Here is an 11972-nt window from a genome sequence, read left to right on the forward strand (position 1 = left end):
TTGAATTAACATATAAATATCATGAAAAATATCATGAAAGGATAAACATCGTTTAATTACAAAGAGTTATATTTACATTTCTTTGCAGTGAATATGTTGCCAAAATTAACATAATTTATTTTTGGCAACATGTTTTTCACAAAATAAAAGCGAAAAATTTAATATCTTTTCGCTTTTATTTGTCATGGTTCAGCGTTAAATTTAATCTTCTGCCAGAAAACTATTCAGATAAGGGACAATTTTCTGAACGGATGTCTGAAATACGCCGTTCTCGATCCAGTACAGCGTGTTTTCACCTGGACGTAAATTAAAGGCGGTCAGATAGGCATCAGCGGCCAGACGATTCTCACCTTTCATTTCGTAAACTTTCCCCAACAGGACATAGTTAAACCACGACATTTCAAGTTCGATGCTTTTATTGATTTCCTCATACGCTGCATCGATATCACCTTTGCCTAACAGATCGACGGTCTTGATTTTATAATAAACAGACGTTTTCTCAACGCCCGGAATTTGATCTATTTTTTTAAACTCTTCGTTCAGCGCAGCCACTTGTTCTTTATCAAACGGCTGTTGTGATTGCCGTAATACATCTACCAGCACTTTATATTCATAGGCATAGTTGAAATCAGGCGTTTCCTTAATAATGCCATTCAGAATATCGCTGGCTTTACCTAGCGCCTGCGCATCGCCGCTCAGAATAAGCTGGCGCGCCTCATAAAAACGCATCAGCGCGGTATTTTGCGGCGTTCTGAACAGGGCCAGTTGTTCTCGCATACGATCAGGCCAGGGCTGTGTTAAAACGAAAGACAGGCTATTAAACAGATCATCCTGGATGGACAACTGGTTAGTATTGGTGACGAAATAACGCTTATCCAGCATGGTTGAACCATCGGCGTTATCAATGAGCACCACAGACATAAAGCACTGCTGCGCCCGATAGTGGCGCTGATTGACAAACTGAATGGTTAACGTCTTACCGGAGCTGCTTGGCTCATTGACCCGGTAATTAGTTTTATCGTGCACCATAAAGGTTGAGTAGGTGTTCAGCAGGTCGGTGATTAAGCCGCCCAGACCGATGGCGTAGGACTCCTGCGAGACCCAGTTATTACAGGAATTGCCGCCTTCAAAACGAACATCTATATCTCGTGGGTTAAGTAATAACCGCGTTTTTGTTACCGCGGCATTATGATCTACCACCGACATCACGATAAACACCACCAGCGTCGCCAGCGAGAGCAGGAACATCACCCACGTCCAGAAAGCGGCGATACGCGGCTTTTTCGCCTTTTTAGTCGGCGTTTGCAAAGAGGCGGGCGGCACAGGCGTAGCGGCAGTAACCCCCTCTGTCGGTTCTGCATTCGTCGCTGCGATCGGCGGCGGCGACGTTGATGAATTATCGATCTCATCGCTATTTTCTTCGCACCAGATAACCGGCGCCGTCAGCTTATAGCCGCGTTTAGGTACGGTAACGATGTATTCAGCATTGCTGTCTCCGCCATCTCTTAATGATTTGCGTAGTTCAGAAATGCTTTGGGTGACAACATGGTTGGTCACGATGGTGCGCATCCAGACATGATCAATAATGTTATCCCGGCTTAACACTTCATCCGGGTGATGCGCAAAATACATCAGAAGATCGATCAGCCGTGGTTCAAGAGTAATCTGGCGTCCCTGACGACTGATCTGATTAACAGAAGGTGTAACCAGCCACTCTCCAATGCGTACAACAGGTTGCTGCATAAAAAGATGCCCTAACGAGCTAAGTCAAACGTTAATAATAACACGATTTGCACAGACTTTTTTTATTCCCCTTTTTTGTAAAAGAAAGGCATAAAAAGCAGCGCAATAAGCAGGGGAACGGGGAGGAAAACGGGCGTTCGCCTTAACGATAACGCCCGTTTTTTCAGAGGATTTCTTGCAATTACAGCACTTTATGCGGGCCGAAACATTCGTAATGAATGTTTTCGTTATTCACGCCAAGGGAAACCAGTTGTTTTGCGGCAAACTGCATAAAGCCTACCGGGCCGCAAAGATAGAACTGCATTGCCGGATCGCTGATCGCGGCTTCCAGTTTGCTTAAATCCATCAGCCCTTCGCTGTCGAAGACGCGTTGGGCGCGATCGGCCTCGGTCGGTTCGCGGTACCAGGTATGGGCAGTGAAACGCGGCAGTGTACGGCCCAGCTCGCTCACTTCGTCGGCAAATGCATGAACGTCGCCGTTTTCCGCCGCGTGGAACCAGTTCACCTGCGCGGTATGCTGTTCTTTCGCCAGCGTATCGAGCATCGCCAACATCGGCGTCTGGCCGACGCCAGCGGAAATCAGCGAAACGGGGGTATCAGCGGCGACATTCATAAAGAAGTCACCTGCCGGCGCAGCCAGATGCACCACATCGCCCACGCTGGCGTGATGGTGTAACCAGTTTGATACCTGGCCGCCGTCTTCACGCTTCACGGCAATACGGTACCCTTTGCCATCGGGTTTACGGGTCAGTGAATATTGGCGGATCTCCTGATGCGCAAAACCTTCCGGCTTCAGCCAGACACCCAGATACTGCCCGGGACGGTATTCCGCCACCGTACCGCCGTCGACCGGTTCAAACTCAAAGCTGGTGATCAGTGCGCTACGCGGGGTTTTCGCAACGATGCGGAAGGGGCGCGTGCCTTCCCAGCCGCCGTCTTTGCTGGCGTTCTCGTGATAAATCTCGGCTTCCCGATAGATAAAGACGTTAGCCAGTACGCCATAGGCTTTGCCCCACGCGTCCAGCACCTCCTGGCCTGGGTTGAACATTTCGTCCAGCGTCGCCAGCAGATGCGTCCCGACGATGTTGTACTGCTCGGGCTTAATCTGGAAGCTGGTGTGCTTCTGCGCGATTTTTTCTACCGCCGGCAGCAACGCCGGTAAATTTTCGATATTGCTGGCGTAGGCCGCGATAGCATTAAACAGGGCTTCGCGCTGATCGCCGTTACGCTGGTTGCTCATATTGAAGATTTCTTTGAGCTCCGGATTATGCGTAAACATACGGTCGTAGAAGTGGGCGGTCAGTTTCGGTCCTGTTTCAACCAGCAGGGGAATGGTGGCCTTTACTGTAGCGATGGTTTGTGCGTCAAGCATACGTGCTTCCTTTATGTGAAAATCTAATGATGTATATCAAATGCATCTTATAAAAATACCCTTGCATTGTAAATGGATCTTCTCTGCTTTACGTTATGGAGGTAACAACGTGAAAAATCTGCATCACAAAGCTGAAAAGAAATCCGTTGAAATTCGTCAGGCTCTCGTTCAGGAAACCCTTATCTGACGCACAGGTAATCGTTTGCGTAAAAACCTTTGTCAAGACCTGTTATCGAAGAATGATTCGGTTATACTGTTGGCCGAAGTCCCACGGACTGCCTTTTCAGGCACAAATTTTATTGTTAGCTGAGTCAGGAGATGCGGATGTTAAAGCGTGAAATGAACATTGCCGATTATGATGCCGAATTGTGGCAGGCTATGGAGCAGGAAAAAGTACGTCAGGAAGAGCACATCGAACTGATCGCCTCCGAAAACTACACCAGCCCGCGCGTGATGCAGGCGCAGGGGTCTCAGCTGACCAACAAATACGCTGAAGGATATCCGGGCAAGCGCTACTACGGCGGTTGCGAATACGTTGATGTCGTTGAGCAACTGGCTATCGACCGCGCGAAAGAATTGTTCGGCGCCGACTACGCTAACGTGCAGCCGCACTCCGGTTCTCAGGCTAACTTCGCTGTTTACACCGCGCTGCTGCAGCCGGGCGACACCGTTCTGGGTATGAACCTGGCGCAGGGCGGCCACCTGACTCACGGCTCCCCGGTTAACTTCTCCGGTAAACTGTACAACATCGTACCTTACGGTATCGATGAGTCCGGTAAAATTGACTATGACGAGATGGCGAAGCTGGCCAAAGAGCACAAGCCGAAGATGATTATCGGTGGCTTCTCTGCCTACTCCGGCGTGGTTGACTGGGCAAAAATGCGTGAAATCGCTGACAGCATCGGCGCATACCTGTTTGTCGACATGGCGCACGTAGCGGGCCTGATTGCCGCAGGCGTTTACCCGAACCCGGTTCCGCACGCTCACGTTGTCACCACCACCACCCACAAAACCCTGGCGGGTCCGCGCGGCGGCCTGATCCTGGCGAAAGGCGGCGACGAAGAGCTGTACAAAAAACTGAACTCCGCCGTCTTCCCAAGCGCGCAGGGCGGCCCGCTGATGCACGTGATCGCGGGTAAAGCGGTAGCACTGAAAGAAGCGATGGAGCCGGAGTTCAAAGTTTACCAGCAGCAGGTGGCGAAAAACGCCAAAGCGATGGTAGAAGTGTTCCTGAACCGCGGCTACAAAGTGGTGTCTGGCGGCACTGAGAACCACCTGTTCCTGCTGGACCTGGTGGATAAAAACCTGACCGGTAAAGAAGCTGACGCCGCGCTGGGCCGTGCTAACATCACCGTGAACAAAAACAGCGTGCCGAACGATCCTAAGAGCCCGTTCGTGACTTCCGGTATCCGTATCGGTTCTCCGGCGGTCACTCGTCGCGGCTTCAAAGAAGCGGAAGTGAAAGAGCTGGCTGGCTGGATGTGTGACGTGCTGGACAACATCAATGATGAAGCCACCATTGAACGCGTGAAAGCGAAAGTGCTGGATATCTGCGCACGTTTCCCGGTTTACGCGTAAGCGTTTGTGTTGTGTAAATGGCCCGATGGCGCTGCGTCTGTCGGGCATTACTTATGCGCCATAACGTGACGTCGCCGAAAGCCATTATCCGGCGGCGTTGCCGTTTGAACTTCTCCCTCCGCTTGTTAATCTTATGTTACCCTTGCCAGCGCAACCGTTTACCGCCAGACTATCGCCTCCAAACGGGAGGGAATCATGGCATTGCATTCCACGCGCTGGCTGGCGCTCAGTTATTTCACCTACTTCTTTAGTTACGGTATTTTTCTGCCCTTCTGGAGCGTCTGGCTCAAAGGTCTTGGGCTAACGCCGGAAACCATCGGTCTTCTGCTGGGCGTGGGTCTGGTCGCGCGTTTTCTCGGCAGTCTGCTCATTGCGCCTCGCGTAAGCGATCCTTCGCGGTTGATCTCCGCGCTGCGCGTACTGGCATTGCTGACGCTGGTATTTGCGCTGGCATTTTGGGCAGGAACGCATGTCGCGTGGCTAATGGTGGTGATGGTTGGGTTTAACCTCTTCTTTTCACCACTGGTGCCGCTGACCGATGCGCTGGCCAATACCTGGCAAAAGCAAATTACCCTGGACTATGGTCGGGTGCGGCTATGGGGGTCCATCGCCTTCGTGATAGGGTCGGCGCTGACCGGTAAGCTGGTGAGTTTATACGATTACCAGGCGATTCTGGCGCTATTGACGCTCGGCGTCGCCTCAATGTTGCTGGGTATGTTGTTACGTCCCAGCGTGCCGCCGCAAGGGGAAAGCCGTCAGCAGGAGAGCGCAGGCTGGCCCGCCTGGCGTACGCTGGTGGCACAAAGTTGGCGTTTTCTCGCCTGCGTCTGCTTGCTGCAAGGGGCGCACGCCGCCTACTACGGTTTTAGCGCCATCTACTGGCAGGGGGCTGGCTATTCAGCATCGGCGGTCGGCTATTTATGGTCGTTGGGCGTGGTGGCGGAAGTGATCATTTTTGCCCTGAGTAAAAAGCTATTCCGCCGGTTTAGCGCCCGCGACTTGCTGTTGCTTTCTGCTGTGTGCGGCGTGGTACGCTGGGGACTGATGGGCTGGAGTACGGCGCTGCCGTGGCTGATTGTGATACAAATCCTGCACTGTGGCACGTTTACCGTTTGCCATCTGGCCGCCATGCGCTATATCGCTGCGCGTCAGGGAAGCGAGGTGATTCGTTTGCAGGCCGTCTATTCCGCTGTGGCGATGGGCGGCAGTATCGCGATTATGACGGTATTTGCCGGTTTTCTGTATCAACATCTGGGCGGCGGCGTGTTCTGGATTATGGCGCTGGTGGCATTGCCCGCTATCTTCCTTCGGCCCAAAGTGGTTGCCGCGTCATGATTCCAGGATCTTGCGGATCTGCTGCTGTTGGTGCGCTGTGAGGGTGCGATCCGCATGAATTAATGGCGGTGAGAAGAGCGGTAGCGGCGTGGCGTAAGGGGTAACAATCAGCGCTACGCCGCGCGGGCATCCCTCTTTTTGAAACGCCTGGAGCGATACCCGTCTGATATTCAGCGGCAACAGGGTCAGTTCACGCAGTTGCTGCTCAATATGCGTCTCCAGCGCATCATTTTTATCCGCTAACAATACGATCTGTCTTTCATGCAAATCGTTATCCTGCATTAGCCAGGCGCCGAAAATCACTGCCACCAGCCCCGTCTCTTCCTCGGAAAAGTGGATACCATATTCGGCTTCAAACCCGGCGAGCGCCTCACGTGTGGTGCGAACCAGACGCGGATAAAGACGGTTGAACTCTTCCGGAAGCGTATTATCGATGCCAATCGTGAATAAACTTCGGTTCAGCGCCTGGGCGAGATGGACATACAACTGATCGTTAAGCCCTTGTTCGTCGCTGAAGCGTACGTTCCCTTTTTCTCGAAAGCGCAGCACCAGCCGCGCCACCTCCAGCCGCAGTTGCTGCGCCCGTTGATGCGTGTCGCGAATCGGGTCGGGGAGGCGAATCATTGAAAACAGTAACGCCATAAACAGCGCTTCATTGAGCGGTGCGGCCTGCATCACGTGGCGCTGCCAGTGACGACCAATTTCCTGGGCGAGTGGATATTCCGCGCACGACTGCGCCCAAATCTGCTGCACAGGGTTGAATTCCGGGGTGATGCCGGCATGGTGTTGTAGCAGACAATACTGTAAAAAGAGACGCAGGAACTGCACGTCGCGATGTTCAAATGGTTTTTGCAACCGGCGGGCGCACAGATTGATGAGCGCGTGCAGATTAATATCGTCATACAGCGGACGCGCGATACCGCGCTGCTTTAGCGCGTTTTTTAAGGCCGGGGTAAACTGTTGCGTGACGAAGGTCGGGCATAAACGCAGGCCGCGCCTGAGCCAGTGTAAAAGGCAAAGGCGCTGATCGAGTGCTGTACCTTCGATCCGATAGCAACCGTTCTGGCATGTTGTGATGGCAAGGCGATGATAGCGCTGGATCTCCAGGCTTGTCTCAGTGATATCCTCACGGGCAGTATCATCATCAACGCCATTAAGCGCGCTGAAGATTTCCACCGTGGCAATTGGCTCCGGCTGGAAAAGCGTCAGCAATACCTGACAGCGGCGCTGGGGAGCGGAAAGTACAGATGGTGGGGCAATTGTCGGCATCATCTGTCAGGTCTCCCGTTAGTTTGTCTGGTAAGGATAGCTAAAGTTTGCGTGTGAAAAACGTGATAAGCGTGCTTTTAGGCCTGGAATGCTGAGGAGCGTCACAGAATTTTTATCGCGAGGAACAGATGAAGTCAGTGAAACGCAGCGCCTTAACACTATTTCTCGCCGTTTTATCTTTCGTGGCGGCGGCGCATCCGCACAGCTTCATCCGTCTGCAAACGCAGGTGGTCAGTGAAAATGAGCAATTTGTGGCGTTAAAAATGCGCTGGACAATGGACGCGCTGACGTCCGCAGATCTGCTGTATGACGCCGGAAACGCGGCGCCGGGGTCAGAAATATGGAAAAAGTTGGCGGCGGAAGTGATGGCTAACGTACTTGGGCAGCACTACTTTACAGAAGTGTGGCGCAATGGCGCGAAAGTGAAGTTTAAAAACAGGCCGACAGAATACGGTATGACGCGTGACGCGCATCAGGCGGTATTGACCTTTACGCTGCCGCTGGCTGAACCGCAGCCGTTAAGCGGTCAGACTTATACCTTTTCAACGTTTGATCCCTCTTATTATGTTGATATGCATTATGACCAGGACAGCGATATCACGATGCCGGAACCGCTGCGCGAAAAGTGTCAGATTCAGGTTTATACTCCTGCGCCCGGCGAAGAGACACTACGTTTCGCCCAGTCGCTGGATAAAGAGGACGCGCCGCCGGAGGATATGGATTTAGGTAAACAGTTTGCCCAAACGGTGACCTTGCAATGTCAGTAATTTTTTCTCAACGCGCTCCGGGGCGGCGCTGGCTCTCGCTGTGGCCATTGGCGTTATTCCTGCTGCTGATGCTGGTTGGCGGTCTGTGGATATGGCAGGCCTGGCCGCAGGTGATGTTGAAAAGCGCTCTTTGGCAGCGGGACGTAAATCAGCAGTTGAGCGCGCTGCTTAACGCGGTGGCGACGCATCCTGAGCGGGCGGGCGGATCGTTGCTTCTGCTGAGTTTTATGTATGGCGTGCTTCATGCGCTGGGGCCGGGACACGGTAAAGTGGTGATCGCGACATGGCTGGCGACGCATCCTTCGAAGCTGAAATCGAGTATCGTGTTAACCCTCGCCGCCGCGTTATTGCAGGGGCTTGTGGCTATCGGGTTGGTGGTGGGCGTGCTGACCGTATTGCAACTTCCGGCCAGGCAGCTCCATCTGAGCGGCTTCTGGCTGGAAAAGGGGAGCTATGCGTTAGTTGGCGGGCTGGGCATCTTGCTGTGCTGGCGGGCCATAAAAAGGTTACGCGCGCTGCTACGTAAACCTGTCTTTATCGCTTTTACGCCGCGCCATGTTCACCATGAAAAATGCGGCTGCGGACATCAGCATCTACCGACGCAGGAACAATTGCATAGCGGCGATGACTGGCGCGCGCGACTCATGATCGTACTGTCTATGGGGATGCGGCCCTGTTCCGGCGCGATAATGGTGCTGTTATTCAGTAAAGTGATTGGCGTTTTTAGCTGGGGAATGGCGTCGGTACTGGCGATGGCGGCGGGAACCTCGCTAACGATTACCTCGCTGGCGCTGCTGGTACACACTTTTCGTGCTCTGGCGGTGAAACTCAGTGGAAACAAAGCGCCGGCGTTATGGCGGCAGGTAGGCTGGTCAACGCTGGCGCTGGCCGGAGGGGTCATACTGCTTGTCGCGGCGCTGGTCATGTGGTTTAGCGTGCCGCAGCCTGTGGGCGGGCTGCGGCCATGGCGTGGTTGATTAGTGCCCGGCGGGTTTGAGATGCATCCGCGCGACGGATTCGTCTTCGGCCCAGTAAATGCGTTCGGCGACCATCGCTTCCGGATTGAGCTGAACGCCGCGCAGTACCCGTTCTTTAAAACGCAGGTAGCCGCCTTTGTCGATCAGATGGCCCATATGTAGATAGATCGGTTTTCCGCCGAGCATCTCTTTTTCAAATTCATACAGGTTAACGATCACCTGCTTTATCACATCTTCAGTCACCCAGTTGAGGAAGAGCTTGCCGACGCGCGGCGTCTTTTTACTGGTGCGTCCGCCCAGACGGACTTGCCAGAGCTGATCCGGCTTACGTTGCCAGGCCAGCGTCGGGCAGGCCAGCACGCACTCGCCGCAGCCGATACAGGCGGACTCTTCTTTGACCGCTTTGCCGTTCTTCAGCGCCAGGCAGCCTACCGCGTGGTGACTACAGGCCTTCACGCAGGCGCCGCAACCGATACAGCGATCGGCAGTGAAGCGCATTTTCGCCACGCCAATAATTCCCAGATCGGCCATTGACGCCTTCGCGCAATCATTCGGGCAGCCAACGATGACCGTTTTGAGATGATAAGGGCTGGGATAGACCAGTTTTTCAAGACGACGGGACAGACCGGTCGTGTCAGTGTTGGCTTTCTGGCAAATGCGGTTCCCCTGACAGGCGACAATATTTCGCCCGCCAATAGCGAGATAGCCCGCTTTGGTATCCTCAACCTGGACGTCGCACAGTTCTATTTCAATCTCGCGAAGAAACGGTTCCAGCGCGGCGTTCACGTTGTCGATATCTTCGTAACGGATACCCGGCATCGCCAGCTTCTGGCGGGTAGTGAGGTGAATTTGTCCGTTGCCCCAGGTTTCGGCGATGTCACGCGCCACCGTCAGCAAATGCGCGGGCAAAATACCGCCGGGAATGCGGACGCTGATCATGGCTTCGCCGCGCACTTTTGACAGGCGATATTCGTTTTTCGCACGGGCTTTAATGATATCAATATCAATGCTCATGATGTTCTCCTTAATCGGCAAAACGTTGCGCGACGGCGTAGTTAAATATCGGGCCGTCGGTGCAGACATACACTTCGCCCATACGGCAGTGGCCGCACTTCCCGACGGAGCAGGCCATCCGGCGTTCGTAGTCCACCCAGATTTGCTCCGGCTTGAGCCCTTTTTGCAGCAGCATTTTTACGGTAAAGGTAATCATTATTGGCGGCCCAACGACGATGGCCTGCATGGTGTCGATATCGCTAAGCGTCATGTCGGCAAGCCGATCGGTCACCCGACCAATCTGGTAACGGTCATCAGCCTCGCCTTCATCCAGCGTGAGCACCAGATTATGTTTGCCGTGCCACGTCGCCATTTCTTCTTTGTACAGCACGCAATCGCGATTTTTATAGCCGAGAATCATATCCAGCTGACCAATTTCCTGGGGATTCTCAACGAAATAGCGCATTAAGCCTTTCACCGGCGCGACGCCCGTGCCGCCTGCGACAACCAGTAAGGGTTTATGGCGCAGCGTATCGACCGGATAGCCATTGCCATAGCAGCCGCGTAGCCACACGTTGTCGCCTTCTTTCAGCGTAAAGAGGGCGCTGGTCACTTTTCCGACATTACGAATCAGCAGATCTATCCAGCCGTCGCCGTAGTCGGAAACGGAGATGGGCGCTTCGCCGACGCGCGGCAGCGACACCTCAACAAATTGCCCCCAGTGCGCGGGAAAATCGACGGCCACGCGGAAATTCCACTCCAGCGGCGTGTGGCGAGTAATACTGAGGATGCGGTACGCCGCAGGCAGCAAACTGTGCTGCGGTTTATCATGACAGGAACAATGTGACATGCGTTATGCCTCCTCTGCCAGCGCCTGCCGAACGGCAGCAGTCATTTTGTTGATAATCAAAGAAAATTTGATGTATTGCGGGCAGCGATCGTCGCAGCGGCCGCAGCCGACGCACATATGTTCAATGCCGTTGCGCGCTTTGTAGTCATTGACCTTATGCAGGGCGCGGTAGCGCAGACGCTCGCCGGGTTTTTCGCGAAAACCATGACCGCCGGCCATGTCGCTAAAGCCCGGCACCATGCAGCTTGCCCACTGGCGGCGGCGTTCGCCGCGCTGCTGATTTTCATCATAGGCGACGTCAAAGACGCTATAGCAGGTACAGGTTGGGCACCCGGTAGTGCAGCGGCCACAACTGATGCAGCGGCTGTCGTAGGCGTCCCATAGCGGATGGCGGGTGAGAATGTCGCGAATTTTTTGCGGATCGTGGCAAACGCTGTCCGGCGTGACGACGGTTTCCCGGTTTTCGCTGACGAAAGAGGGGGTATAGTCAGCCTCCTGCCCCAGCCCTTGTATCGCCGCCTCGATAAAGGGATCGCGGATGCTGACAAGCGCGCCCTCATCGCTAAAACGCATGGCGGCGCTATAACAGTCAGTTTTATTGGTACCCATTGAGACGCAGAAACAATTTTCGAAGCTTTCTTCACACTCAATAAGGACGAAACGAATATGCTCCCGTAGCAGTTGATAACTGTAATCGGAATTATTCCCATTTGATAAATACATATAATCCAGCCGCGACATGGCGTTAATGTCGCAGGCGCGGGCAAAGATGATTATCGGGGAAGTGTCTGTCTCGGCAATTTGAATGGTGTCTTTATCGAAATAAAAGAGCGTTTCGGTGATAGGGGCAATAATGGTATTCGGCGACATGTGCGATTTCTCGTGCCAGATGAGATCGCGCCAGCCGCTAATCCGTTGATAAATAATGTTGTCAGTGTCGGAAAAACGTCCGCCGCGAAACTCTGCGGACGGGGCAAACACGCGCCATTTTTTGTTTAATCGCTGGATAAGCAGACTAAACTCGTCAGGCGTAATTTTGATAGCCATCACATACTCCACAGTAATATTCAGGAAAAACAAATGAAAAT

10 protein-coding genes are annotated in these 11972 nt (G+C 53.4%); 4 read left to right on the forward strand and 6 right to left on the reverse strand.

The genetic code is table 11. The features are described from left to right. Window positions 1–201: 201 nt before the first annotated feature. The gene (gene cadC / locus ACLD11_RS04485) at window positions 202–1743 is read right to left on the reverse strand and encodes a lysine decarboxylation/transport transcriptional activator CadC (protein ID WP_023208715.1); all 1542 of its coding nucleotides are present in this window, start codon (window positions 1741–1743) and stop codon (window positions 202–204) included. Between the two features lie 181 nt (window positions 1744–1924). Next, window positions 1925–3115, reverse strand: coding sequence for an NO-inducible flavohemoprotein (hmpA, locus tag ACLD11_RS04490; protein WP_411014596.1), 1191 nt, complete (start codon window positions 3113–3115; stop codon window positions 1925–1927). 324 nt (window positions 3116–3439) lie between these two features. On the opposite strand from hmpA, the gene glyA reads away from it, so the two are divergent. Both glyA and ACLD11_RS04500 read left to right on the forward strand, forming a co-directional pair. After that, complete coding sequence (glyA, locus tag ACLD11_RS04495) at window positions 3440–4693, forward strand: serine hydroxymethyltransferase (RefSeq protein ID WP_000919178.1); 1254 nt, start codon at window positions 3440–3442, stop codon at window positions 4691–4693. 195 nt (window positions 4694–4888) lie between these two features. Then, window positions 4889–6028, forward strand: a complete 1140-nt coding sequence (locus tag ACLD11_RS04500; RefSeq protein ID WP_001173729.1) for a 3-phenylpropionate MFS transporter — start codon at window positions 4889–4891, stop codon at window positions 6026–6028. On the opposite strand, the gene csiE is transcribed toward ACLD11_RS04500, so the two are convergent. Continuing rightward, window positions 6023–7300, reverse strand: a complete 1278-nt coding sequence (gene csiE / locus ACLD11_RS04505) for a stationary phase inducible protein CsiE (RefSeq protein WP_183058983.1) — start codon at window positions 7298–7300, stop codon at window positions 6023–6025. The genes ACLD11_RS04500 and csiE overlap by 6 nt on opposite strands. 125 nt (window positions 7301–7425) lie before the next feature. On the opposite strand from csiE, the gene ACLD11_RS04510 reads away from it, so the two are divergent. Next, window positions 7426–8064 (forward strand): DUF1007 family protein, encoded by a 639-nt coding sequence (locus ACLD11_RS04510; RefSeq protein WP_183058982.1) that lies wholly within the window; start codon window positions 7426–7428, stop codon window positions 8062–8064. Then, window positions 8055–9041, forward strand: coding sequence for a nickel/cobalt transporter (locus tag ACLD11_RS04515; protein WP_000111006.1), 987 nt, complete (start codon window positions 8055–8057; stop codon window positions 9039–9041). The genes ACLD11_RS04510 and ACLD11_RS04515 overlap by 10 nt, the downstream gene beginning before the upstream one ends. Here the strand turns inward: ACLD11_RS04515 and asrC are convergent, their stop codons facing one another. The 3 genes from asrC to asrA are packed head-to-tail and all read right to left on the reverse strand — an operon-like array spanning window position 9042 to window position 11931. Then, entirely contained in the window at window positions 9042–10055 is a 1014-nt protein-coding gene (gene asrC, locus ACLD11_RS04520) for a sulfite reductase subunit C (protein WP_000020685.1), read from the reverse strand. Window positions 10056–10065: 10 nt separating this feature from the next. After that, complete coding sequence (asrB, locus tag ACLD11_RS04525; RefSeq protein WP_000017585.1) at window positions 10066–10884, reverse strand: anaerobic sulfite reductase subunit AsrB; 819 nt, start codon at window positions 10882–10884, stop codon at window positions 10066–10068. Window positions 10885–10887: 3 nt separating this feature from the next. Then, window positions 10888–11931 carry an anaerobic sulfite reductase subunit AsrA gene (gene asrA / locus ACLD11_RS04530; protein WP_411011408.1) on the reverse strand — a complete coding sequence of 348 codons (1044 nt, stop codon included), beginning with the start codon at window positions 11929–11931 and terminating at the stop codon, window positions 10888–10890. Window positions 11932–11972: the final 41 nt, after the last annotated feature.

The sequence above is a fragment of the Salmonella sp. 741265116_PST genome, assembly GCF_046567715.1.
Lineage (GTDB): Bacteria > Pseudomonadota > Gammaproteobacteria > Enterobacterales > Enterobacteriaceae > Salmonella > Salmonella enterica.

What these genes read in the sequence shown, in the direction of transcription:
- cadC (WP_023208715.1), bottom strand. Translation starts at nt 1,743, where the DNA reads ATGCAGCAACCTGTTGTACGCATTGGAGAGTGGCTGGTTACACCTTCT.
- hmpA (WP_411014596.1), bottom strand. Translation starts at nt 3,115, where the DNA reads ATGCTTGACGCACAAACCATCGCTACAGTAAAGGCCACCATTCCCCTG.
- glyA (WP_000919178.1), top strand. Translation starts at nt 3,440, where the DNA reads ATGTTAAAGCGTGAAATGAACATTGCCGATTATGATGCCGAATTGTGG.
- ACLD11_RS04500 (WP_001173729.1), top strand. Translation starts at nt 4,889, where the DNA reads ATGGCATTGCATTCCACGCGCTGGCTGGCGCTCAGTTATTTCACCTAC.
- csiE (WP_183058983.1), bottom strand. Translation starts at nt 7,300, where the DNA reads ATGATGCCGACAATTGCCCCACCATCTGTACTTTCCGCTCCCCAGCGC.
- ACLD11_RS04510 (WP_183058982.1), top strand. Translation starts at nt 7,426, where the DNA reads ATGAAGTCAGTGAAACGCAGCGCCTTAACACTATTTCTCGCCGTTTTA.
- ACLD11_RS04515 (WP_000111006.1), top strand. Translation starts at nt 8,055, where the DNA reads ATGTCAGTAATTTTTTCTCAACGCGCTCCGGGGCGGCGCTGGCTCTCG.
- asrC (WP_000020685.1), bottom strand. Translation starts at nt 10,055, where the DNA reads ATGAGCATTGATATTGATATCATTAAAGCCCGTGCGAAAAACGAATAT.
- asrB (WP_000017585.1), bottom strand. Translation starts at nt 10,884, where the DNA reads ATGTCACATTGTTCCTGTCATGATAAACCGCAGCACAGTTTGCTGCCT.
- asrA (WP_411011408.1), bottom strand. Translation starts at nt 11,931, where the DNA reads ATGGCTATCAAAATTACGCCTGACGAGTTTAGTCTGCTTATCCAGCGA.